At 65.5% G+C, this 21,063-nt stretch carries 19 protein-coding genes and 1 pseudogene; 12 read left to right on the top strand and 8 right to left on the bottom strand.

Features of this window, described 5'->3' with window-relative positions:
* From D9V29_RS14870 to arfA, 7 genes and pseudogenes are all read left to right on the top strand, one after another.
* Nucleotides 1–322: pseudogene (locus D9V29_RS14870) on the top strand (hypothetical protein); the annotation flags it as partial.
* Nucleotides 323–355: 33 nt separating this feature from the next.
* Entirely contained in the window at nt 356–664 is a 309-nt protein-coding gene (locus D9V29_RS03925; RefSeq protein ID WP_121672014.1) for a Dabb family protein, read from the top strand.
* Between the two features lie 59 nt (nt 665–723).
* Nucleotides 724–1,296: a YdeI/OmpD-associated family protein gene (locus tag D9V29_RS03920; protein ID WP_121672013.1), complete on the top strand. Its 573-nt coding sequence runs from the start codon at nt 724–726 to the stop codon at nt 1,294–1,296.
* A 431-nt stretch (nt 1,297–1,727) separates the two neighbouring features.
* On the top strand, nt 1,728–3,101 hold the full coding sequence (locus tag D9V29_RS03915) for an ABC transporter substrate-binding protein (protein WP_183084901.1): 1,374 nt from the start codon (nt 1,728–1,730) through the stop codon (nt 3,099–3,101).
* Nucleotides 3,102–3,173: 72 nt separating this feature from the next.
* The gene (locus D9V29_RS03910) at nt 3,174–4,112 is read left to right on the top strand and encodes a carbohydrate ABC transporter permease (RefSeq protein WP_121672011.1); all 939 of its coding nucleotides are present in this window, start codon (nt 3,174–3,176) and stop codon (nt 4,110–4,112) included.
* Nucleotides 4,112–5,044 (top strand): carbohydrate ABC transporter permease, encoded by a 933-nt coding sequence (locus tag D9V29_RS03905; protein WP_121672010.1) that lies wholly within the window; start codon nt 4,112–4,114, stop codon nt 5,042–5,044. The genes D9V29_RS03910 and D9V29_RS03905 overlap by 1 nt, the downstream gene beginning before the upstream one ends.
* Nucleotides 5,045–5,105: 61 nt before the next feature.
* A complete protein-coding gene (gene arfA / locus D9V29_RS03900) occupies nt 5,106–6,647 on the top strand; it encodes an arabinosylfuranosidase ArfA (RefSeq protein ID WP_121672009.1) in 1,542 nt (513 codons plus the stop codon).
* 2 nt (nt 6,648–6,649) lie between these two features.
* Here the strand turns inward: arfA and D9V29_RS03895 are convergent, their stop codons facing one another.
* On the bottom strand, nt 6,650–7,675 hold the full coding sequence (locus D9V29_RS03895) for a LacI family DNA-binding transcriptional regulator (RefSeq protein ID WP_121672008.1): 1,026 nt from the start codon (nt 7,673–7,675) through the stop codon (nt 6,650–6,652).
* Nucleotides 7,676–7,980: 305 nt separating this feature from the next.
* On the opposite strand from D9V29_RS03895, the gene D9V29_RS03890 reads away from it, so the two are divergent.
* Nucleotides 7,981–10,185: an alpha/beta hydrolase gene (locus tag D9V29_RS03890; protein ID WP_121672007.1), complete on the top strand. Its 2,205-nt coding sequence runs from the start codon at nt 7,981–7,983 to the stop codon at nt 10,183–10,185.
* Between the two features lie 521 nt (nt 10,186–10,706).
* A complete protein-coding gene (locus D9V29_RS03885; RefSeq protein WP_121672006.1) occupies nt 10,707–11,765 on the top strand; it encodes an NAD(P)-dependent alcohol dehydrogenase in 1,059 nt (352 codons plus the stop codon).
* Nucleotides 11,766–11,943: 178 nt separating this feature from the next.
* Here D9V29_RS03885 and D9V29_RS03880 read toward each other — a convergent pair whose 3' ends face one another.
* Nucleotides 11,944–12,546, bottom strand: coding sequence for a hypothetical protein (locus tag D9V29_RS03880; protein WP_121672005.1), 603 nt, complete (start codon nt 12,544–12,546; stop codon nt 11,944–11,946).
* Nucleotides 12,546–13,190, bottom strand: a complete 645-nt coding sequence (locus D9V29_RS03875) for a hypothetical protein (RefSeq protein WP_147436217.1) — start codon at nt 13,188–13,190, stop codon at nt 12,546–12,548. Before D9V29_RS03875 ends, D9V29_RS03880 begins: the two co-directional genes overlap by 1 nt.
* Nucleotides 13,191–13,314: 124 nt before the next feature.
* Here D9V29_RS03875 and D9V29_RS03870 point away from each other — a divergent pair, with 124 nt between their 5' ends.
* Together D9V29_RS03870 and D9V29_RS03865 are read left to right on the top strand one after the other, a co-directional pair.
* Nucleotides 13,315–14,898: a LuxR C-terminal-related transcriptional regulator gene (locus tag D9V29_RS03870; RefSeq protein WP_147436216.1), complete on the top strand. Its 1,584-nt coding sequence runs from the start codon at nt 13,315–13,317 to the stop codon at nt 14,896–14,898.
* A gap of 124 nt (nt 14,899–15,022) precedes the next feature.
* On the top strand, nt 15,023–15,895 hold the full coding sequence (locus D9V29_RS03865; protein WP_121672002.1) for an SMP-30/gluconolactonase/LRE family protein: 873 nt from the start codon (nt 15,023–15,025) through the stop codon (nt 15,893–15,895).
* 246 nt (nt 15,896–16,141) lie between these two features.
* Here the strand turns inward: D9V29_RS03865 and D9V29_RS03860 are convergent, their stop codons facing one another.
* From D9V29_RS03860 to D9V29_RS03840, 5 genes are all read right to left on the bottom strand, one after another.
* The gene (locus D9V29_RS03860) at nt 16,142–17,134 is read right to left on the bottom strand and encodes an alpha/beta fold hydrolase (RefSeq protein WP_229790429.1); all 993 of its coding nucleotides are present in this window, start codon (nt 17,132–17,134) and stop codon (nt 16,142–16,144) included.
* Between the two features lie 73 nt (nt 17,135–17,207).
* Nucleotides 17,208–17,831 (bottom strand): DUF2812 domain-containing protein, encoded by a 624-nt coding sequence (locus D9V29_RS03855; RefSeq protein WP_147436215.1) that lies wholly within the window; start codon nt 17,829–17,831, stop codon nt 17,208–17,210.
* On the bottom strand, nt 17,828–18,148 hold the full coding sequence (locus D9V29_RS03850) for a PadR family transcriptional regulator (RefSeq protein WP_121671999.1): 321 nt from the start codon (nt 18,146–18,148) through the stop codon (nt 17,828–17,830). Before D9V29_RS03850 ends, D9V29_RS03855 begins: the two co-directional genes overlap by 4 nt.
* 272 nt (nt 18,149–18,420) lie before the next feature.
* Entirely contained in the window at nt 18,421–19,038 is a 618-nt protein-coding gene (locus D9V29_RS03845; protein WP_121671998.1) for a response regulator transcription factor, read from the bottom strand.
* A complete protein-coding gene (locus D9V29_RS03840; protein ID WP_121671997.1) occupies nt 19,035–20,330 on the bottom strand; it encodes a sensor histidine kinase in 1,296 nt (431 codons plus the stop codon). The genes D9V29_RS03845 and D9V29_RS03840 overlap by 4 nt, the downstream gene beginning before the upstream one ends.
* 154 nt (nt 20,331–20,484) lie before the next feature.
* Between D9V29_RS03840 and D9V29_RS03835 the strand changes: the two genes are divergently transcribed.
* The gene (locus D9V29_RS03835) at nt 20,485–20,958 is read left to right on the top strand and encodes a small multi-drug export protein (protein ID WP_121672038.1); all 474 of its coding nucleotides are present in this window, start codon (nt 20,485–20,487) and stop codon (nt 20,956–20,958) included.
* The last annotated feature ends 105 nt before the right edge of the window (nt 20,959–21,063 follow it).

The following is a 21,063-nucleotide window of genomic DNA, read 5'->3' as shown; positions in this document are numbered from 1 at the left end:
CATTGTGATGATGGCGCTGACCAGCTTCGCCGTGCTCGCCTTCGCCGCGAAGCACCGCGGCCAGGCCGGCGAAGCGCCGTCACGCTGGGTGACCATCGCGTCGCTCCTCGGCGGCATCGGTCTGCTGGGTGTGCTCGCCATCTCGGTGTGGAACTTCCCGTTCCTCGTCGGTGGCGGGGCCGCCGCCGTCATCTGGGGGCTGATTCTCGTCGGCGTGTTCCTGGGCGGGATGTTCCTGCCGCAGCGCGACGTCACCCCAGCGTCGGCCGCCCGCGAGACAGTCGTGAGCCCGGAACCCGAGGACGCACCCTCAGCCCGCTGACCCGTCGCGGCGCATTGACGGCATGATGGCTTCATGACTCATCAGAACGTTCTGCACGTGGTGCTCGTCCGCTGGAACTCGCCGCTGGGAAAGGACGAGCTCGAGCAGCTGACCGGCGCCGTCAATGCGATGCCCGAGCAGATCCCGGGAATCCTGAGCATCGGAACCGGGCCGAGCTCCAGCCCCGAGGGCATGGAACGCGGCTTCGAGTGGGCACTGGCGATCACTTTCGCGAGCGAGGCGGCGCGGGACGAGTACCTGCCGCATCCGGCTCACGAACCGGTGAAGGAACTGATCGGCAAGCGGGCGGCTGAGGTTCTGGTCTACGACCTCAACCTGTGACGCTCGAGAGCCCGAGTTGAGGTCACTATCTGACCTCAACGGATGTCACAGTGGGCAGTATGGAAAACGCAGACCCGTCCGACCGGCTCGTCGTTGCGGATGCCGCCGCATGGCGTGCGTGGCTCGACGCGAATGAATCCCGCTCCGACGGCATCCGCCTGGTGCTCGCGAAGAAAGGCGTGACGGAGCCGACATCGCTCACGTACGCCGAAGCGCTCGAGGAGGCCCTGTGCAGCGGCTGGATCGATGGCCGCCGCAACGCTCTCGACGGGACTACGTATCTGCAGCACTTCACCCCGCGCCGGAAGGCGTCGCTGTGGTCGAAACGGAACGTCGACTTCGTCGCCGGGCTGATCGCCGACGGACGCATGCGGGAGCGTGGGCACATGGAGATCGAGCGGGCGAAGGCGGACGGCCGGTGGGAGCGTGCCTACTCCGGACAGGCGGATGCCGCGGTGCCCGACGACCTCGCAGCCGCGCTCGCCGAATCTCCCGCGGCAGCGGCTCACTTCGAGGGGCTGACGCGCGCCGACCGGTACCTCGCGATCCACCAGGTGATCACGGCGTCGAGTGCGGCGCTTCGGGCCAAGCGGATCGGGCGGCTTGTCGCCTCGTGGGGGAGTGGGGCCTAGGCCGCAGCGGTCCCGTCGACGTCGGCAAGGAACCGGAGCAGCTCTGCCGTCACGGCCTTTGGGCGAGACCCACTCGGGGTTTGCGAGTTGCCCACTTTGGCGGGTGTGGAGCGCTCTGCACCCGTGAAAGTGGGCAACTCGCGCTCAGGCGGCGCTCGTCACCTCTCGGTAGCCCTCGAGCAGCGCCCGGGTGAACTCAAAAGCAGCGCTTTTGATAACGACCGGGTAACTGCCCCGAATAAATCTAGACAGACAACATTTTTGCACCTACGCTGGGCCTGCATTTGTTTTTCTTAGAACTTCCCACGTGGTAAACCGCAGCAGGACGGGAGTTCGACGCAGAACTGATGCAGTTTTCTCTCGCAGCAACAGTGGCATCCCCCGTGCCGCCGACAACGGTGTCTTTGCACCGCGAAAGGACCAGCATTCACATGATCAAGAAAAAAGCCCTGCTCGCAGCAGGCGTGACCACGGCTCTCGCCGTAGCCCTCGTCGGCTGCTCGGCGGGCAACGGCGGTGGAGGTGGTGGCGGCGGCAACAACGCCGGCGCCAGCAAGACCAACTGTGCCAACGACATCAAGGTGAAGGATGTTCCGGTCGTCACGTACTGGGGCTGGCTCCCCGACACCGCGATGACCGTGGACAACTTCAACGAGACCAACGACGACGTGCAGATCTGCTGGTCGAACGCCGGCCAGGGTGGCGACCAGTACACCAAGCTCTCCACGTCGCTCCAGTCGAAGTCGGGCGCGCCCGACATCGTCCAGATCGAGTACGACTGGCTGAACAGCTTCCTCATCCAGGGCGGGCTCGTAGACATGACCGAGCACGGCATCGAGGACTACAAGGACAACTTCACCGAGGGCGCCTGGCGCGACGTCTCGAGCGGCGACGGCGTCTACGCCGTACCGGTCGACCTCGGACCGGTGGGCATGTGGTACCGGGCCGACATCTTCGAAGAAAACGGCATCGCGATCCCCACCACGTGGGATGAGTACGCAGCAGCAGCTGAGCAGCTGGATGCCGCGACCGGCGGTGCCGTCAAGATCGGCAACTTCGCTCCGAACGGTCAGGGCCAGCACTACGCGTTCCTCGACCAGGCCGGCGCGGTTCCGTTCGAGTTCGACAACGGCAAGCAGACCGAGATCACGATCAACCACAACGACGACGCGAGCAAGCAGGTCTTCGAATACTGGATCGACCTCGTCGAGCGTGGCCTCGTCGGCACCGACCAGGCCTGGACTCCTGAGTTCAGCACCGGTCTCGGTGGCGGCAAGTACGCGACCGCGATCTACCCGGTCTGGTACAACGCCCACATCCCCGACTTCGAAGACCCCGAAGCCGGTGCCGTCTGGCGTGCAGCTCCGATCCCGCAGTGGGACACGGCCAACCCGGTCCAGGTGAACTGGGGCGGAAGCACGCTCGCCGTCACGACCCAGGCCAGCGACGCGGCACTCGCGACGAAGGTTGCTGCCGAGCTGTACAACACCGAAGAACGCCAGAAGCTTGGCGTCGAAGAGGGTGGCCTCTTCCTGGCGATGCCCGAGATGATCGAGTCCGACTACTTCAAGGACCTCGAGTACGAGTTCTTCGGCAACCAGAAGTTCAACGGAGAGTTCTTCGTGCAGGCAGCTCTCGACTATGAGGGCGTTCAGTTCTCGCCGTTCACGCAGTACTACTACGACGAGATGCAGCGCCTCCTCTCGGAGTCCATCGAGGGTAACTCGACGGCATCCGAGGCCATGGATGCGCTCCAGAAGTCGCTGGAGACGTACGCCACCGAACAGGGTTTCACCCTGAACTAAGTTCGGCCTGTGCGGGCGGGGTTCGCGCCTCGCCCGCACAGTAGTTCCATCTGCGTCCCAAGGAAGTGACCCATGTCGACCACCCCCCAGCTCACCGAGCCGCGCCCCCCGATCGCGAAGAAACGCGGGACCAGTCTCGACCGCAAGCACGCGCGATTCGGCTGGGTCTTCCTCGCCCCGTTCGCGATCATCTTCCTCGTGTTCCTCGTTCTCCCGTTGGCCTACGCCTTCTGGATGAGCCTGCACACGAACACCCTCGCCGGCGGCGAGCAGTTCTCCGGGCTCGCGAACTACGTGCGGGCCTTCAACGACGAGCGCTTCCTCTCCGGAATGGTGCGGGTCGCCGGTTTCGCCATCATCTTCGTTCCGATCCAGATCGGTCTGGCGCTCATCTTCGCGCTGATCCTCGACGACGTCCGCACCCGGTTCTCCCGGTTCACCCGGCTGCTCATCTTCGTGCCCTACGCGATCCCCGGCGTCATCGGCGCCCTCATGTGGGGCTTCCTCTGCAGCCCGTCGTTCGGGCCCCTCGTCACCCTGTTCGAGCTGATCAACGCTCAAGCACCTGACCTGCTCAGCCGCGACTCGATCTTCTGGTCGCTGACCAACATCGTCACCTGGCAGTGGACCGGCTACTACATGATCATCATCTACGCCTCGCTGCAGTCGATCGACCCCTCGATCTACGAAGCGGCGCGCATCGACGGAGCGACGAAGCTGCAGACCGCGCTGCACATCAAGGTGCCGATCGTCGCATCCTCTCTTGTGCTGACGATCGTGTTCTCGCTGATCGGCACGCTGCAGTTCTTCACCGAACCGCAAGTGCTCTCGCCGCTCGCCGGTAACGCCATCGACGCGGCCTATACGCCGAACCTGTACGCGTACAACCTCGCGTTCTCGTATCAACAGTTCAACTACGCGTCGGCGATTTCCTTCGCCCTCGGGCTGCTGGTCTTCCTCACCTCGATCGTCTTCCTGATCGCCACCCGCAAGAAGAGTGGACTCCGCTGATGACTACTTCACCCGTCCCACTCGTCGACAACGCCATCACCGCCTCGGGCCGGCGCAAGAAAAAGCGCGCCGTCGCCCAGCCGGGAGAACGCAAATCGATCGGGATGCACCTGCTTCTCGCGATTGCAGCCATCTACTTCCTGCTGCCGATCTGGTGGCTCGTCGTTGCCGGCTCCAAGACCACGCAGGGTCTCTTCACCGGAACCGGTGGACCGCTGTGGTTCGACAAGAACTTCGCGCTGTTCGACAACATCGCGCAGCTCGCCACCTACAACAGCGGCATCTACCTGCGCTGGATGGGGAACTCGTTCCTCTACGCCTTCGCCGGCGGATTCGGCGCGACGATCCTGGCGGTCCTCGCGGGATACGCGTTCGCCAAGTACCGCTTCCGCGGTCGCACCGTGACCTTCATGATCCTCCTGGCCTCGGTGATGGTTCCGATGACGGCACTCGTCATCCCTACCTACGTGCTGTTCAACAACCTCGGCCTCACCAACACGGTCTGGTCAGTGATCCTTCCGTCGCTGCTCAGCCCGTTCGGTGTCTACCTCATGCGTGTCTACATTCAGGATGCGATCCCGGACGAATTGCTGGACGCCGCACGCGTCGACGGCTCCGGGGAGTTCCGGACCTTCGCCACCATCGCGCTTCCGCTGATGCGGCCCGCGATCGTGACGGTGCTGCTCCTCTCCGTCGTCGGCGGCTGGAACAACTACTTCCTGCCCCTCGCCATGCTTTCGGACCAGACACTGCTGCCGGTCACGGTCGGCCTCAACAACTGGCAGGTCCAGTCGAACTCCGCCACCGCCGGCGGACTCATCTGGAACCTCGTGACCGCCGGATCGCTCGTGTCGGTGATCCCGCTGATCATCGCCTTCCTCATGCTGCAGAAGTACTGGCAGGGCGGTCTCTCCATGGGCAGCCTCAAGTAACCGTTCCCCGGCGAGTTCTCGCCCAACGCCTCCGGCACAGCGCCATTCATTAAGGAGAAGTATGTCCACCGCCCGCGTCACCATCGACCCCGGTTTCGTCATCGGTCCGATCAACCGCCGCCTCTTCGGCACCTTCATCGAGCACATGGGGCGCGCCGTCTACACCGGCATCTACGAGCCCGGCCACCCCACCGCGGACGAGGACGGTTTCCGTCAGGACGTCATCGAGCTGGTGAAGGAGATGGGCGTCACCGGCATCCGTTACCCGGGCGGCAACTTCGTCTCCGGGTTCCACTGGCGTGACAGCGTCGGTCCGAAGGAGGAGCGGCCGCGTCGGCTGAGCCTCGCCTGGCGCTCGAGTGAGTCCAACCAGGTCGGGCTGCACGAGTTCGCGACGTGGGTCGAGAAGGTCGGCGGTGAACTGATGTACGCCGTGAACCTCGGCACCGCTGATACGAAAGACGCCCTCGACGTGCTCGAGTACGCGAACATCGCGAAGAGCACCACCCTCTCCGACGAGCGGGTCGCGAACGGGCGGACCGAGCCGTTCGGGATCTCGATGTGGTACCTCGGCAACGAGATGGACGGCCCCTGGCAGGTCGGGCACTCGTCGGCCGAGGACTACGGCAAGAAGGCTTCACGCACCGCCAAAGCACTGCGCCAGCTGGACCCGCGAGTGGAGCTCGTGGCATCCGGATCGTCGCATCCGACCATGGCGACGTTCCCGATGTGGGACCGCGAAGTGCTCGAGCACACCTACGACGACGTCGACTACATCTCGTGCCACGGCTACTACCAGGAGCGAAACGGCGACCTCGCCTCGTTCCTCGCCTCCCCGGTGAAGATGGACCGCTACCTCGACGTCGTGATCGCGACCGCCGACCACGTCAAGGCCGTGAAGCGCAGCGAAAAGACGCTCAACATCTCGTTCGACGAGTGGAACGTCTGGTACCTCGGCGAGAACCTGCGCAGCTTCCCGCGGCAGGTCGACCGGTTCTACCGCACCGACGAAATCGAGGGCGACGACTGGCCTGAGGCACCGCGGCTCGCCGAGGACGTGTATTCGGTAGCGGATGCCGTCGTCATCGGCGGGCTGCTCATCTCGCTCCTCCGGCACGCCGACCGCGTCACCTCGGCGGCGATGGCGATCCTCGTGAACGTGATCGCCCCGATCACCACCGAGCCGGGCGGGCCGGCCTGGCGTCAGGCCACCTACTTCCCGTTCGCCGTCACGTCACGGCTCGCGGTCGGTGTCTCCCTCGACGTTCGCGTGCAGTCGGATCAGTACGAGTCGAACGAACTCGGCACCGTTCCCCTTGTCGACGCCGGTGCCACGGTCGACGAGGAGACCGGGCGCGCCGCCGTGTTCCTCGTCAACCGGTCGCTCACCGATCCCATCACCGTGACGGTGAACCTGGCAGCGCTGGGGGAGAAGTCGATCCTCGAGACGCAGATGATGGCGGACGACGACGTCTATGCGGTCAACACGAAGGACAACCCAGACCGGGTGGGCCTGAAACCGAACGAGACCGCGTCGCTCGACGACGGCATCCTCACCATCACGTTGCCTGCCGTCTCCTGGACTGCGGTGGCGCTCGGCTGAGGTTAAGGGGAGGCGGGCCCCGTTGACTCCCGCGTCACGATCTGGAACTCCGGCTTGCTCAATCGGGGTGGGCGCGGGTCGCCATTCTCGCGGACCCGTTCGACGAGCATCTGCACCGCCATCTCGGCGATGGAGTCCCGTCCGGGGTCGACGCTCGAGAGCGACGGCACCGAGAAGCGTGCTTCGTCGATGTTGTCGAAACCGATGACCGCGACCTCCTCCGGGACCCGGATGCCGGCCTCCCCCAATGCGCGGAGCGCACCGAGGGCGAGGCTGTCGTTGAGGGCGAAGACACCGTCGAAGGGAACCTGGTCGTCGATCAGGCGCCGAACGGCGACGGCGCCGGCCTCGCGGCTCCAGTGACCGGTGACACAGATGAGTTCGGGTGCTTCGGGGATTCCGGCGGTATCGAGTGCTTTGCGGTACCCCTGGAGCCGGAGCGTCGCCGACCCGGGATCGGTGTCGTCGGGGTCCGGGGCTCCGATGATGGCGATGCGGGATCGCCCGCGTTCGAAGAGGTGCTCCACCGCCGCCTGCGCCGACGAGACGTTGTGCATGGTCACGTGATCCGTTGGGCCGCCGAAGATCCGCTCACCCAGCAGCACGAGCGGCAGCGGCACGTTCAACGCGTCGATGTCGCGCTGGCCCATGCCCTGGGGGCTGAGCAGCAGCCCGTCGGTCCCCTGCAGGCGCAGGCCCCTGACGGCGTCCAGCTCGTTCCTGCGATCGCCGTTGGTCTGGCCGATGAGCACGTTGAGCCCGCGTTTCTCCGCGGCGCGGATGACGGAGTCGGCGAGTTCGGCGAAGTAGTTCTCACGCAGCGACGGCACGGCGAGTCCGATGACCCCGGTTTTGCCGTAACGCAGGCCACGCGCGGACTGGTTCGGTCGGTAGTCCAGCTCGATGATCGCCTTGCGCACGATCTCGCGCACGTGGGATCGAACGTGCGGGTGGTCGTTGATGACATTCGAGACGGTCTTGGGCGAGACCCCCGCTACCCGCGCCACATCGCGCATGGTGGATCTCATCGTCGACTCCGTCCGTTGTGGCGCTCAGGGTCAATATATACGACCCTGATTGCGCCGCCGACACGGCTGCTCGATGTCGCTGCGCAACCCGCGTCACAAATCGATCCGCCCTCAGCTTTTGCTTGACAAGACCCTCCGGATGCCGGAAGCATGAGTCCCGGATGGAATTTACGACGTGGTAAATTACCCGAGTTTTCCGAAGTAGTCGCCTTTCCAGCCATCCACCGCGGGCCGAATCCGCAGTGGAGATGACTGTGTGACGCCTCGCCACAAGGCGCGGCGAAACGGAAAAGGGAACCGAATTCATGGAGATTCATGCACTCGAACATCGCCCGCGCCGAATGTCGCGCTGGCGCCGATTTGCCGGGCTCGCGACGGGAGTCGCCGTCGCGGCGAGCGTGCTGGTTGTGAGCCAGCCCGCTGTCGCGGCGGATCCGTGGCTGACCCAGCTCGACGACGGCTACGTCCGATTCGCGGTGCCGAACGCCGACGTCGAGTCCGCGATCGGTCCGGTGTCCAACCTCGTGGTCGAGGGCAACTTCGGTGCCTCCGCCAACTGGGCGCAGTTCGGCCTGTCGAGGAGCGGCTCCAACTGGGCCGGAACCCTCGGGCCGCTCGAGCCGGGCTTGTACTACTACCAGGTGACGGGCGACGACTCGAAGCCGTTCAAGGACCCGACCAACGCGACGTCCGTGGCATCCGAACCGGAATGGAGCACGTTCTTTGTTCCTGGAGAGTCCGCGAGCCTGCTGGCGGATGCTCCGCAAGCGGCCGGTTCCATCGACACCCTCACGTATGACAGCGCCGTCGCCGGAGAAGAACGATCGGCGCTCGTCTGGACGCCACCCGGTTACCGCGAGCGCGGCAAACCGTACCCCGTGCTCTACCTGCAGCATGGCGGCGGCCAGAGCTATCGCGACTGGGTCGAAGTCGGCCGGGCCGAGCAGATCCTTGACAACCTGTCGCTCTCCGGAAAGCTGGCCGACATGGTCGTCGTCATGGGCAACGGAAACGTTCCCGACTTTGCGAGTGAGCTCGTCGACAACCTGATGCCGGCGGTAGATGACGCGTACAACGTGTCGAAGGCCAAGAAGGACCGCGCGCTCGCCGGACTGTCGATGGGTGGTGGGCAGACCTTCGAGGTGCTGGCGCAGCATCCCGGAATGTTCGCCTACATCGGTACCTTCGGCGCGGGACGTTTCGACGTCTCCGACCTCTCGGCCAAGGACGCCAAGAAGATCAACAAGCAGACCGAGCTGTACCGCCTCTACGTCGGAAACCCGACGGATGTCGCCTACAACGATGTCTTCAAAGCGATGCAGCAGTTCGATGCGCTGGGTCTCGACTACCAGTTCGACGGCGCCAACCCGGATGCCGGCCACAACTGGAACGCCTGGCAGGAGAACCTGATCGACTTCGCGCCGCGAATTTTCAACGGCAAGAAGACCGGTGACGCCGGCTTCAGCGAGGGCCACACCGACATCGAGGAGCCGTTCGTGCTCCCCGCCGCCGGCACGACGCCGACGCCGTGGGTCACCGATGACGGTTTCGTCACCTTCGAGACGACGACCGAATTCGCGGATGCCGAATACGTGTCGGTCTGGGCCAACTGGGGCCCGGGCGGAAGCTGGCTCCGCGTCGAAATGAACAAGGTCGGTGACCGCTGGCGCGCAACCGTCGGGCCGCTGGACCCGTGGTCGTATTACTACCGTTTCATCGTCGACGGTGTTTCGGTGAAGGATGCCTCCAACCCGACGAAGGTCACGACCGAGCCGACCTGGAGCACCTTCTTCGTGGAGGGTGAGGAGTCGCGCCTGCTCGCCGATGTTGCTGAGGGCCAGGGTGGGGAGCTCAACGTGCTGACCTACTCGAGCACCGTTGCCCAGCAGGAGCGCAGCGCCTGGGTGTGGACACCGCCGGGATACGACGCGGACCGCGCGGAGGCGTATCCGCTCTTCGTGTTGAACCACGGAGGCGGGCAGACCTGGACGGACTGGGTCGAGGTGGGGCGTGCGAGGCAGATTCTCGACAACCTGACGCTCGACGGGTCCATCGACCCGATGGTCGTCGTGATGCCGAACGGGAACGTGAACAACTACCCGGCCGAGCTTCTCGACAACGTGCTCCCGGCGGTGGAGGGTGCGTACCACGTGAGTGACGATCCCGACCAGCGCGCGATCGCCGGGCTCTCGCTCGGCGGACAGCGCACGATGAGCCTGCTGCTCAGCAACCCGGGTGAGTTCTCTCAGGTGGGGGCATTTGCCGGATTCCTGTTCGGGCTTCCTCCGAACATCGATGTGGCGAAAGTGAACGCGGAGACCGAACTCGTGCGTCTGTACACGGGTGACATCACCGACTTCACCTATCCCAACGTGTTGGCGATGATGGAGACCCTCGATGGCCTCGGTGTGAACTACGAGTTCAACGGCGTGACCGTTGGCCCGCACGGCTGGGATGTCTGGCAGAAGAACCTGATCGACTTCGCGCCGCGCCTGTTCGACGGCGAGTAGCACTCCTCTTCAGTGGAACTGTGCCCCGGTGGTCTGTGGCCGCCGGGGCACAGTGCTGCCGTCGTTTCACAGATGAGTTGCCGGGATGGATGTGCCTGCTGCGTGGAGACATCGATGACAACCGATCGTCGAGCCGGCGGTGCAGAGCGCGGTACGTCAGCGTGCGCGTCCTCGTCGGCCGAGGACTGAGTTTCGGTCTCCGCTGACGAGAGTTCAGTTCTCGCTCTTCGGCTTCAGTGTGCGCAAAAGTACCTCCAGCGCAGGTTTGAGGGCACTTAGCGCGCAGTGAAATTTCGGCTGAGACTCAGTGCGCGCAAGAGTACCTCTGACGCGGGTTTGGGAGCACTTTGCGCGCACTGAAGTGACCGGGAGCAGCACCTCGGTCCTCACGGGAGGTAGAAGCAGGCGATGGACCTCGTGCTCAGCCGAGCGCAAGCACCCCCTCGCGATCGGGGCGGCGCTGTAGCGTTGACCGACGGCAGCGCAGACGCGGCCGCCCCACCACACTTCCGGAGGTTCCCATGCCCACCACCGTGCCCGCACTCGTGACAGCATCCGCCGGAGCAGCCTTCGAGCGCTCCACGATCGAACGCCGCGACGTCGGCCCCAACGATGTGCAGATCGACATCGCCTTCGCCGGAATCTGCCACTCCGACATCCACCAGGCCCGTGAGGAGTGGGGTGCAGCGATCTTCCCGATGGTGCCCGGCCACGAAATCGCCGGCATCGTCAGCGCCGTCGGATCGGACGTCACCAGACACAAGGTCGGTGACCGGGTCGGAATCGGATGCTTCGTCGACTCCTGCCGCGAATGCGAGAACTGCCTTGCCGGCGAGGAACAGTTCTGCCTCAAGGGCAATGTTGCCACCTACAACGGCCGCGAGTACTCCGGTGAAGAGACCTACGGGGGCTACAGCACCTCGATCGTCGCCAACGAGAACTACGTGCTGAGTATCCCCGAGGGAATCGACCTCGACGTCGCCGCACCGCTGCTCTGCGCCGGGATCACCACCTACTCGCCGCTCAAGCACTGGGGTGCAGGCCCCGGCAAGAAGGTCGCGATCGTCGGTATGGGCGGGCTCGGACACATGGGCGTCAAGATCGCCGCCGCGCTCGGCGCCGAAGTGACCGTGCTCAGCCAGACGCTGTCCAAGAAGGAAGACGGGATGCGCCTCGGCGCGACCGACTACTTCGCGACGAGCGACGACGAGACCTTCAAGACCAACCGCAAGCGCTTCGACCTCATCATCAACACGGTGTCGGCGGACCTGCCGATCGACAAGTACCTGTCGATGCTCACCCTCAACGGGTCGATGGTCTTCGTCGGGCTGCCCGAAAACGAGCAGACCTTCCGCGTGTTCTCCCTCACGGGTGGACGCCGCAGCCTCGCCGGGTCGAACATCGGTGGCATCCGCGAGACGCAGGAGATGCTCGACTTCTGTGCCGAGCACGGTCTCGGTGCTGACGTCGAAGTCATCGGCGCCGACCAGGTCGACGAGGCGTACGAGCGCGTCGTCAAGAGTGACGTGCGCTACCGCTTCGTGATCGACACCGCGACGATCCCGGCGCCTGCCGCGTAGCATCCGCTCGCCGGCGGCCCCGCGGCCCGCTTGCTCGGCCACTTTTGGCTGGTGCGCGGTGTTGCTCGGTCGATAGTGGTCGAAAAACGGGCCGGGGTCTAGCCATTGTCGACCGAGCAAGCCGAAGCGCGCGCGTGCTCCGTCCGTTCTGGCTGCAGATGTTCGTCAGCTGCAGCCATTATCGACCGAGCAGTGGAGCGGCATCCGTTGACAGAGACCGACGCGCCCGGCCTGAAGCGGCCGGAGCGGCACGCAGTGGGATCGCGCACGCCCACGCTTGCACGACGAGCAGGGTAAGGATGAGCACGGCGACCCAGGTGGTGCGGGCAGTGAGGGGGATGCCCAGAACCACTGTGAAGACAGCTGCCAGGGCAAGGAGCGAAATGGCGAGTGCGCTGCACGCGATGCGTGCCCAGCGGTGACGACCGGCCAGGACATAGCCGCCCATGATGCCCATCAGCGGGACGGCCACGGCTCCGCCCCCGATACCCGTTGTGACGAACGCCATCAGTTGGCCGGGCAAAGAGAGGGTCGCCACCGCGAACAACAATGGTGCCGCAGTCAGGGCGCGAACCGGGCGGCTCTCGCGACGCCGCAGCTCCGCCCACCCCAGTAGTCCACCCGCTACCAACCCGGGCAGCAGGATGCCGACGAAGGTGTCGGTCCAGGAGACCTGTGATTCGCTCCCGGCAACCTCGGTCATGAAGCCGCGCAGGCTCGCCGCCCACGCCAGTCCGCCGACTGCACCGAGAAGGATCGGATCCAGGCTGCGCTCGGTCATTATTCGACCTCCGATTGGGAGAGGGAGCCGCGCCAGAGAATCCAGCCCTGTGCGGCGAACAGCAGGCACCAGATCCCGATCGCTACACGGCCCAGCCAGTTCGGCCCGAACAGGGCCGGAATCACCCCGACAATCACGTACGCGCCGAGAATCACCGGCAACGCTCGTTCCCGACCGCGCCACACGCCCGCGCGCAGGATCCCGATTCCGCCGCTCACAAGACCGATCGCGATGAGCATCATCGGAACTCCGAATAGCGACGACATCGTGTCGAAGAGTGGGTCGCCGACCACAGCATCCGCCGCCGTCAGCACGACGATCTCGAGCATCGACAAAAGGATGAGTCCGACGATGGCCACGATCAAACCGCCAGCGGCGAGCCGCGATCGACCTGATGCGGATCGCAGCAGTCCGACGACCACCAGCACCATCGTCAGGTGGTGGATTGCGAAGAACATCTGCGCAATGGTGAACCCGATACCGCGGAACGGGTAGCTGAAGCGTTCCAGTGGAACCTCGGCCGGGTAAAGAATTAGCAGAGCAGCGGACAGTGCGCCAGCGACCCCGCCCCAGAACCCGATCGCGCCCCACGTTCGAATCTGCCTGCTCTGGGGCCTGGACACTGTCTCTGATATAGCAACCATGATGCTCTCCTTGGGCTGAGTGTGGTGTCTTCAGATTGCTCGCTTGCGACCTCCGCGGAATCCGTGGAAACACTCGACTCTCCACTCAGTTCCCCGTTGCCGAGTGCGCGAATACGATGAGGGCGTGACCGCATCGTCCGGCAAGGGCTCGGCCTCCTTCGAGGCCACGCTTCGTGCGGCTCATGAAGCGACCGCTCGGCGTGCTCACGCTGAAGCCACCGACCTGTGGGAGCGGGCCATCGCGTTGGATGACTCGGCCGACGGCATCCAGAACACGGCACTGCTCCTGGCCCTCGCCGGCAGCCAGGTCCGAGCGGGACGAACCGTCGCCGCCTGGCGCACGTGTACGGCGGTCGCTGACAAGGCCCGAGGCCTAAAAGAACCCGCTGCCATGGCGGATGCCGCTGTCGTGCTGCGTGGGACCAGCGACTTCGCGATGCAAGCCGAGATTCATGATCTTTGCATCGAAACGCTCGCCCTACTCGGTGAGGGCGATCCTGTGCGGTCGGCCCGCGTGCGAGCGCAGCTCGCATTGACCGGGAGCCCGTGGGTGAGTACCCGCTACTTCGTTCTCGACGAGGCGCTGCCGGATGCCGCGATCGACGACCCCGACACGGCGTTCCTTACCCTGAACGCGCTGCACGTGCAGCAGGTGTGGGCGGGGTACGTCGACGACCGGCTCGCCATAGCCGACCGTGCCTTGGATCTCGGTCGACGCCACGGTGTCGACGACTTTCTCGCCTGGGGTCTCTTGTGGCGTATCGACGCTCTCCTGCAACTCGGAAATATCGTCGATCTAACGGCCGAGTTGAGCGTGCTGACTGCAGTCGTCACGCGCTTGCGTGAACCGCTGTGGGACTGGCGACTGATGCTCGTGCAGGGCGTATTACTTCATCTTGAAGGTCGATTCGCCGAGGCGAAGCTCCGCGCCGACGATGCCCTGAGTGCCGCTGCGGGGGCAGGGGACGCCGGCGCGAGCTGGATGCACCTCATCATGATGAGCGACATCGCCGTTCGCACGGGCGCGGGCCTCGCCGAAGCTGAGGCGTCCGTGCGGAAGATCCTTGAGGACGCTCCTTACTTTGCCCGCGGTTGGCTGGCCTCACTCCTCACCGCGCAGGACCGTCGAAGCGAGGTTGAAGGTCTTTGGAAGGAGATCAGGCCGCACTTGGCGAAGTTCCCGCGACACAGCCCTGAATGGTTGATCGGCGCTGTCGGCCACAGTCAAATCTGCGTCTACCTTGGTGACCGCGACGCCGCCGTCGAACTGTATGACGAGCTTCTCCCGTTCGAACGGATGCAGGCGGTGGCGAACGCGATGACCCCATCTGCCGGTCCGGTGGCGCTTACCCTGGGCAAACTCGCCGCGCTTCGTGGCGACCCGGCTGCTGCTCGCCGGCACCTCGAGACGGCGATCGAACTCTCCGAGGGGCTGGGGTCCGCGCACTTCGCCGCTGAGGCGCGAACACATCTGAACCGACTCGATGTCGTGCCAGGGGGGCGCGGTGCCGATTCGTTGCGGCATCCGCTCACCGTTCGCGAATCGGAAGTGGCCGCCCTCGTTTCCAGGGGGCTGAGCAACCGGGCGATCGCCACGAGACTGTACCTATCCGAGCGCACAATCGAGAACCATGTGGCCAACATTCTCCACAAGCTGGGGGTCGGGTCACGGTCGGCAGTGACGGCGTGGTTCCTCAAGGGGCATTGACCGGGATGCTCGGCCACTTTTGGCTGGTGCGGGGCGTTGCTCGGTCGATAGTGGTCGAAGAATCCGGCGGGATCCGGCCGTTGTCGACCGAGCAAGCCGGGTCGTGCGTTGCTAGCGTGGGCGCATGAGCAACGACGCGACTGCAGACACCCACGGCCTCCTCACCGGCGACCTCGAGAGACTGTGGACCGGAGGCGAATGGCTCGAGGGGCCACTGTGGGTGCCCGAGTCGCGGACGGTGCGGTTCAGCGACATCCCGAACACGCGCATCCTCGCGTTCGACCGCACCACGGGTGAGACCCGCGTTCACCGCGACGACGTCGAGTACACCAACGGCCGCACCCTCGACTCCGAAGGGCGCGTCGTGCAGTGCAGCCACGGTCGCCGGGCGGTCGAGCGTGAGGTCGACGGCCAGGTCGAGGTGCTCGCCGAACGGTGGGAAGGCGGACGGTTCAACTCCCCGAACGACGTTGTCGTGGCATCCGACGGCGCGATCTGGTTCACCGACCCGCCCTACGGCATCCAGCCCAGTGGGCGCGAGGGGCACCCGGGGAACGAGGAGTACGGCGGATGCTTCGTCTTCCGGCTCGACGCCACCACCGGTATCGCGACCCCAGTGATCACCGACATGGTGCACCCGAACGGGCTCGCGTTCTCACCCGATGAGTCGCTGCTCTACGTGACGGACACGGGCGTCGGTGGCGGGCACATCCGTGAGTATCGGGTCGACACGGGGGAGTCGCGCGTGTTCGCGGCACCGGCCGGAACGACCGATGGGCTGCGCATTGACGTCGCTGGCCGGGTGTGGACGTCAGCGGGGGATGCCGTGCAGGTGCTGGCGCCGGATGGCACACTTCTGCTCGACCTCCCGGTGCCCGAGGTGGCGTCGAACGTGTGCTTTGGCGGGCCCGACGGCACCGAGCTGTACATCACGGCGTCGTCGAGCCTGTACCGGATCCGGACGACAACGACGGCGGCTGCGCGGCCCGTGCGCTGACGCGGGCCCCCGCGTTTTCACCCGGTGCGGACCGCATCACCCGGTATGCCGAGTGTTTTCGTCCGGAGTGAGTGAGAACGCGACACCGAGCCGCCGGGCGTGACGCGGTGTCGTCCTCGCCGACGTGCGGGGGCGTGCGGATGCCACGGGGCGCCTCGCCCGCCTTTTCACCCGGCGCGGACCGGATCACCCGGTACGCCGAGTGTTTTCGTCCGCAGTGAGTGAGAACGCGACACCGAGCCGGCCTTACGGCAACCGGAGGTCGTCGAGGATCGCAGCGGCAACAACTCGCGGAGCGTTCTCGGGCAACCAGTGATTCTCGTCCACCTCGATGAACCGGTACTCAGCGCGCACGTACGAGCCGCTGAGCTCTGCTGCCCGGCGCCCGAGTGTCTGGTCGCCGTTGCCCCACAGATAGGTGGTCGGCACGGTAACCAGGCGTCTGCGCGACGTCCGACGATCGGGGAGCCACAGCGCCCGGTACCAGTGAAGTCCCCCGGTGAGGCGGCCGTGTTTCGACATGAACCGCCCGTATTCGGCAGCGGCGTCGGCGTTCAGACCCATCCGACGCAGCAGCGGCTCCACTTTCTTGCGCAACAGCAACTCCGGCAGCATCGGCAACTGAAACACGAGCACATAGAAGGAACGCAACGCCTGAGCGGATGCCACGAGCGAACGAATCATCGCGGACGGATGCGGCGTCGACAGCACGGTGAGTCCGGTGAGCCGTTCCGGTGCAACCGCTCCCAGCTGCCATGCGAGCACGCCGCCCCAGTCGTGGCCGACGAGATGGACGCGGTCCACGCCAGCGACGTCGACGAGCGCGAGAACGTCGCGCTGGAGCTCCACCGCCCGATAGTCCCTGCTGCGGTGTGGGCGCGCGCCATCCGAGTACCCGCGCTGGTTCGGGGCGAGGGTGCGGAACCCCGCTGCGTTCAGGATCGGGACGACCTCATCGAAACTGTGCCTATTTGCGGGGAACCCGTGGAGGAGCACAACGGTCTGTCCATCGAGCGGCCCGGTGTCTGAGACCTCGAAGGTCAGGCCGTCGCGAGTAAAGGTGCTGATGCGCTGCGGAGTCACTCCCTCAGCTTCGATCAGTTCCGCCCCCTGCGGCGAGGGGTTGATCTGGCCGGGGCAAGCTGCGAGGCGTACGGCGACCTGGTGCTCGACGCCTGTGCGAAGCGGATGCCGTGGCGCTAATGGCGACGTTGAGCGGATGCCGCGGCGCGAATTCACCCGGCGCGGACGAAAGCATCCGGTACGCCGGGTGTTTTCGTCCACAGTGGGTGAAAAGGCGGCACGCGTGGCGCTACGCGCGGGCCCGGGCGCGAGTCCTGCGGTACAGCACCCACTGGTACGCGAGGAGCACCAGAATGACGATGCACGACCCGATGAGGATCAGCGGCCCGCCGACACGGAGGGCGACAATCGGGGTTTCAAACAGGAAGGCTCCCGCGAACGCCCACCCTTCCCTCTCCCAGAGCCCGGGAGTGAGGTACCAGTCCCGCGGCGAGAGAAACGACTCCGGGCTCACATTCCACGTCGACCACAGGGCGACCACGATGACGAAGAGCGGGAGCAGAATCGCCGAGTTCGTCGTCATTGCCCGGCGATACCGCTGGGCTTTGGACTCGTTCTCGGAGAAGATGTCAGCGTTCGCGTCGCCGGAGAAGGAGGCGAAGTATTGCTCCCCGCTCCCGCGAGTTCCGGCGAGGTGCTGCCAGCCGGCATCCGCGAAGAGATTGCGATAATCGTCGAAGTCACCCGCCTTCATGCTGGGCTGGTGATCGACACGCACGACCGCTGCGCCGGGCTCGATCGGTGTGAACGAATACAGTGGCCCCGCCTTGACGACGAGATGGCCTTTGCCGGCCATCTCGTTCAGCCAGGCTTCTTCCTTGTCGTAGTCGACGAACATTCTGAGAGTTTTCACTGGTTGTCTCCCCGGGTCTGGTCGAACAGGCTGACGAGGTGCGTCATCCGCTCGGCGTCCTGCTTGAGGGTCTGGTATCCGGAATCGGTGATCGCGTAGACCTTGCGTCGCGGATCCGGGCTGTCCACCCGCGCAATCATCTGTTGCTTCAGGAGGGTGTCGAGAGCGCCATACAGCGTGCCCGGTGCGAGGCGCACAGCCCCGCCGCTCATCGACTCGACCCGGGCCATGATCACATAGCCGTGAGCCGGCTCGATCAGGGCGAGCAGGATGTAGAACACCGTCTCGGTGAGCGGCAATTGCGGATTCCGGTTCATCACGCCTCCTTATATCGGGCAACTATACAGTTGGCCGATATAACGCGCAACTGACTATTCGGCTGGGCAGGGATGCGTTCCGCTCGCTGCCGCGTTTTCACGCGTTGCGGACCGAATCACGCGAAACAACGGGTGTTTTCGTCCACAGTGCGTGAAAACGCGTTCGTCAGCGGATGCCACGGATGCCACGGACGCCACGGGATGCCACGGGATGCAGCGGATGCCACGGGGCTCGGCAGCACGCGCGGGGCCGAGCGGCGCAGGGCGCCTCGCTAGATCCACCCCTGCTGCCACGCGATCTCCGCCGCCTCGTGGCGCGAACGAGCATCGAGCTTCGTCATCGCCGACGACAGATAGTTGCGTACGGTGCCGGCGGCGAGGTGCAACCGGTCGGCGATCTCCTGCACACTCATGGTCGAGCGCGAATAGCGGAGCGCGTCGAGCTCGCGATCGGTGAGCGGGCACCGCTCGGCGGTCAGGGCCGTCGCCGCGATCTCCTGGTCGATGTACCGCTTGCCGGCGGCGACATCCCGGATCACATCGGCGAGTTCCTCGGCAGGCGTCGACTTCGGCACGAAACCGGAGACCCGTGCGGCGAGCGCGCGCCGCAACACACCGGGCCGCGCATGCCGCGTCACGATCACGACCTTCGTCGCAACCGTCGACAGAATCCGCGCCGCGGCCTCGAGCCCGTCCGCCTGCGGCATCTCGAGGTCGAGCAGGCAGACGTCAGGCTTCAGTTCGAGCGCGAGTTCCGCTGCAGCGACACCGTTGTCGACGCTCGCGACGACCTCGATATCGGGCTCGAGATTGAGCAGGGCGCTCAGCGCGCCACGGATGAGGTGCTCGTCGTCCGCGATCAGCAGACGGATGACACGGGGCTCGGTCACGCGTCCGCCCCCACTCTCACCGGAACGAACACGCGCAGGGTGAACGTGTCTCCATCGAGCCGGGTCGACAAATCGCCCGAGACCGCTGACACCCGATCCCGCAACCCGGCGAGACCGCTGCTGGCCGCGCGACCCGCGGCATCCGTTGCCGGCGACGCCGCATCGTTGGAGATCTCGAGAGTCGAGCCGTCGGGAGTCGTCGTGACCCGGATCGACGCCCAGGTAGCCGAGCTGTGACGCAGGATGTTCGTGGTCGCCTCGCGAACGACGAGGGCAAGAACGCGCCGAACCTCCGGGTTCGCGGGCAGCGCCCCGAGCTGCAGTTCGCACTCGGCGCCGGCGACCGTGAGTACCTCGCGGGCGTTCTCGAGTTCGGCGGCGAGGTCGACCTCGCGGTACCCGGCAACGAGCGACCGGGTCTCCTCGAGAGCCTGCTTCGCGATCAGCCGGGTCTCGTGTACGTGTTCGCGCGCGGCCTCGGGATCGATGGCGAGCATCCGTTCGGCGAGTTCCGACTTGAGGGCGATCACCTGAAGGTGGTGACCCTGAATGTCGTGCAGGTCGGAGGCGAACCGCAGCCGTTCCTGGGCGACAGCGAGCTCGGCGGCAGTCGACCGGTGCCGGTCGAGCTGCACAACGATTCCCCACCACCACAGGCTGGAGAGCACCATGATCGGCAGGCTTGCGCCGTAGAAGAACAGGATCCACGCCCGACTCGCCTCCGCGAGGTCGAAGGTGTTCCCGAACTGCGCCGACGCGATGAAGGGATGCGGGATGGTGATGAGAAGCCCGAGCGCGATGACCCCCCAGCGCTGGGCCGTCGGCAGCAGCGGAGCGAGGGCGTTGACAGCCATCCAGAGGGGGAGGGCGGCGTAGAGTCCGGCGCCCGGCGTGAACAACCCAAGGACCCACGCGGCAACAGCCGGAGCGAAGAGGGCGACGGTCCAGGCGGGACGCGGCATCCCACCCCCCGGTCCGACCCGGAGAAAGAAGCAGTACCGCACGTGCATCACCGACGACAGAAGAATGAGCACGAGCAGGATGCCGTCGAGCGGCGACCGCGAAACAGCGAAGTTCGACGACACCGTCAGGATCAGGATGGCGTCGAGCACCACGAAGAAGAACACGATCGCGCCGAGCGTGTACAACCAGGTGGTCTGCACGCCGCGCGCCTGGTCGGAGCGTCGTGATTCTGGCAGTGCGGGCGACCCGGACGGGCGGCTGCCGGTCACGAGGATCGCCGTTCTGGCGCGGATGTCGGGTGCATGGCTTCCAGCGTAGAGCAGTGACATTTGTCACGGATCGAGGTGCAGAAACGCGGCGGATGTCATGACGCTGCGACACTTATCCGGCCACTGTCTGAGCGGAAGTATGGACTCATCGCCACCGACAGCGGCCCACCGGCCCGGCGATACGCACCACGAGAACATCGACGAAAGGCACCTCATGATTGACGCACTGCGAGACTTCACCTCCGGACTTCCCGACCTGCTGCAGTGGGTTGGCGTGATCCTCGCGTCGGCGATCCCGTTCGTGGAGTCCTACTTCGGCTCCGTGGTCGGCATTCTGGCCGGCATCAACCCCGTCGTCGCAATCCTCGCCGCCATCGTCGGAAACGTCGTGTCGATGCTCATCTTCGTGCTCAGCGCACACGGCGTGCGGTCGAAAGTGCGCGGGGGCAAGGAAGCCAAACCTGAGACTGCCCGGCGCGCAAAGCTGCGTGAGCGCTTCGACAAGTACGGTGTCGCCGGCGTGAGCCTCCTCGGCCAGACCCTCCTCCCGAGTCAGATCACCTCGGCCGCGATGGTGTCGTTCGGTGCCTCGAAGAACGCCGTCATCCTCTGGCAGACCATCTCGATCATCATCTGGGGCGTTGGGTTCGGCGTGCTCGCGACGCTGGGGGTGTCGGTCCTGGGCTGACCCGCCCGCCGCCCCGTGGCATCCGCTGTGCTCGGTCGACAATGGTCGCAGTTCTTCGCGAACTGCGACCATTTTTGACGGAGCAGGCGGCGCGGTCCCGGCGCC

It is taken from the genome of Mycetocola manganoxydans (assembly GCF_003667545.1).
Taxonomy (GTDB): Bacteria; Actinomycetota; Actinomycetes; order Actinomycetales; family Microbacteriaceae; genus Mycetocola_A; species Mycetocola_A manganoxydans.
This window is presented reverse-complemented; position numbering and strand designations above follow the sequence as displayed.

Coding starts and splice junctions, on each gene's coding strand:
- D9V29_RS03875 (WP_147436217.1), bottom strand. CDS start 13,190: ATGGTTGCTATATCAGAGACAGTGTCCAGGCCCCAGAGCAGGCAGATT.
- D9V29_RS03910 (WP_121672011.1), top strand. CDS start 3,174: ATGTCGACCACCCCCCAGCTCACCGAGCCGCGCCCCCCGATCGCGAAG.
- D9V29_RS03835 (WP_121672038.1), top strand. CDS start 20,485: ATGATTGACGCACTGCGAGACTTCACCTCCGGACTTCCCGACCTGCTG.
- arfA (WP_121672009.1), top strand. CDS start 5,106: ATGTCCACCGCCCGCGTCACCATCGACCCCGGTTTCGTCATCGGTCCG.
- D9V29_RS03895 (WP_121672008.1), bottom strand. CDS start 7,675: ATGAGATCCACCATGCGCGATGTGGCGCGGGTAGCGGGGGTCTCGCCC.
- D9V29_RS03865 (WP_121672002.1), top strand. CDS start 15,023: ATGAGCAACGACGCGACTGCAGACACCCACGGCCTCCTCACCGGCGAC.
- D9V29_RS03905 (WP_121672010.1), top strand. CDS start 4,112: ATGACTACTTCACCCGTCCCACTCGTCGACAACGCCATCACCGCCTCG.
- D9V29_RS03925 (WP_121672014.1), top strand. CDS start 356: ATGACTCATCAGAACGTTCTGCACGTGGTGCTCGTCCGCTGGAACTCG.
- D9V29_RS03880 (WP_121672005.1), bottom strand. CDS start 12,546: ATGACCGAGCGCAGCCTGGATCCGATCCTTCTCGGTGCAGTCGGCGGA.
- D9V29_RS03840 (WP_121671997.1), bottom strand. CDS start 20,330: ATGTCACTGCTCTACGCTGGAAGCCATGCACCCGACATCCGCGCCAGA.
- D9V29_RS03885 (WP_121672006.1), top strand. CDS start 10,707: ATGCCCACCACCGTGCCCGCACTCGTGACAGCATCCGCCGGAGCAGCC.
- D9V29_RS03890 (WP_121672007.1), top strand. CDS start 7,981: ATGGAGATTCATGCACTCGAACATCGCCCGCGCCGAATGTCGCGCTGG.
- D9V29_RS03915 (WP_183084901.1), top strand. CDS start 1,728: ATGATCAAGAAAAAAGCCCTGCTCGCAGCAGGCGTGACCACGGCTCTC.
- D9V29_RS03920 (WP_121672013.1), top strand. CDS start 724: ATGGAAAACGCAGACCCGTCCGACCGGCTCGTCGTTGCGGATGCCGCC.
- D9V29_RS03850 (WP_121671999.1), bottom strand. CDS start 18,148: ATGAACCGGAATCCGCAATTGCCGCTCACCGAGACGGTGTTCTACATC.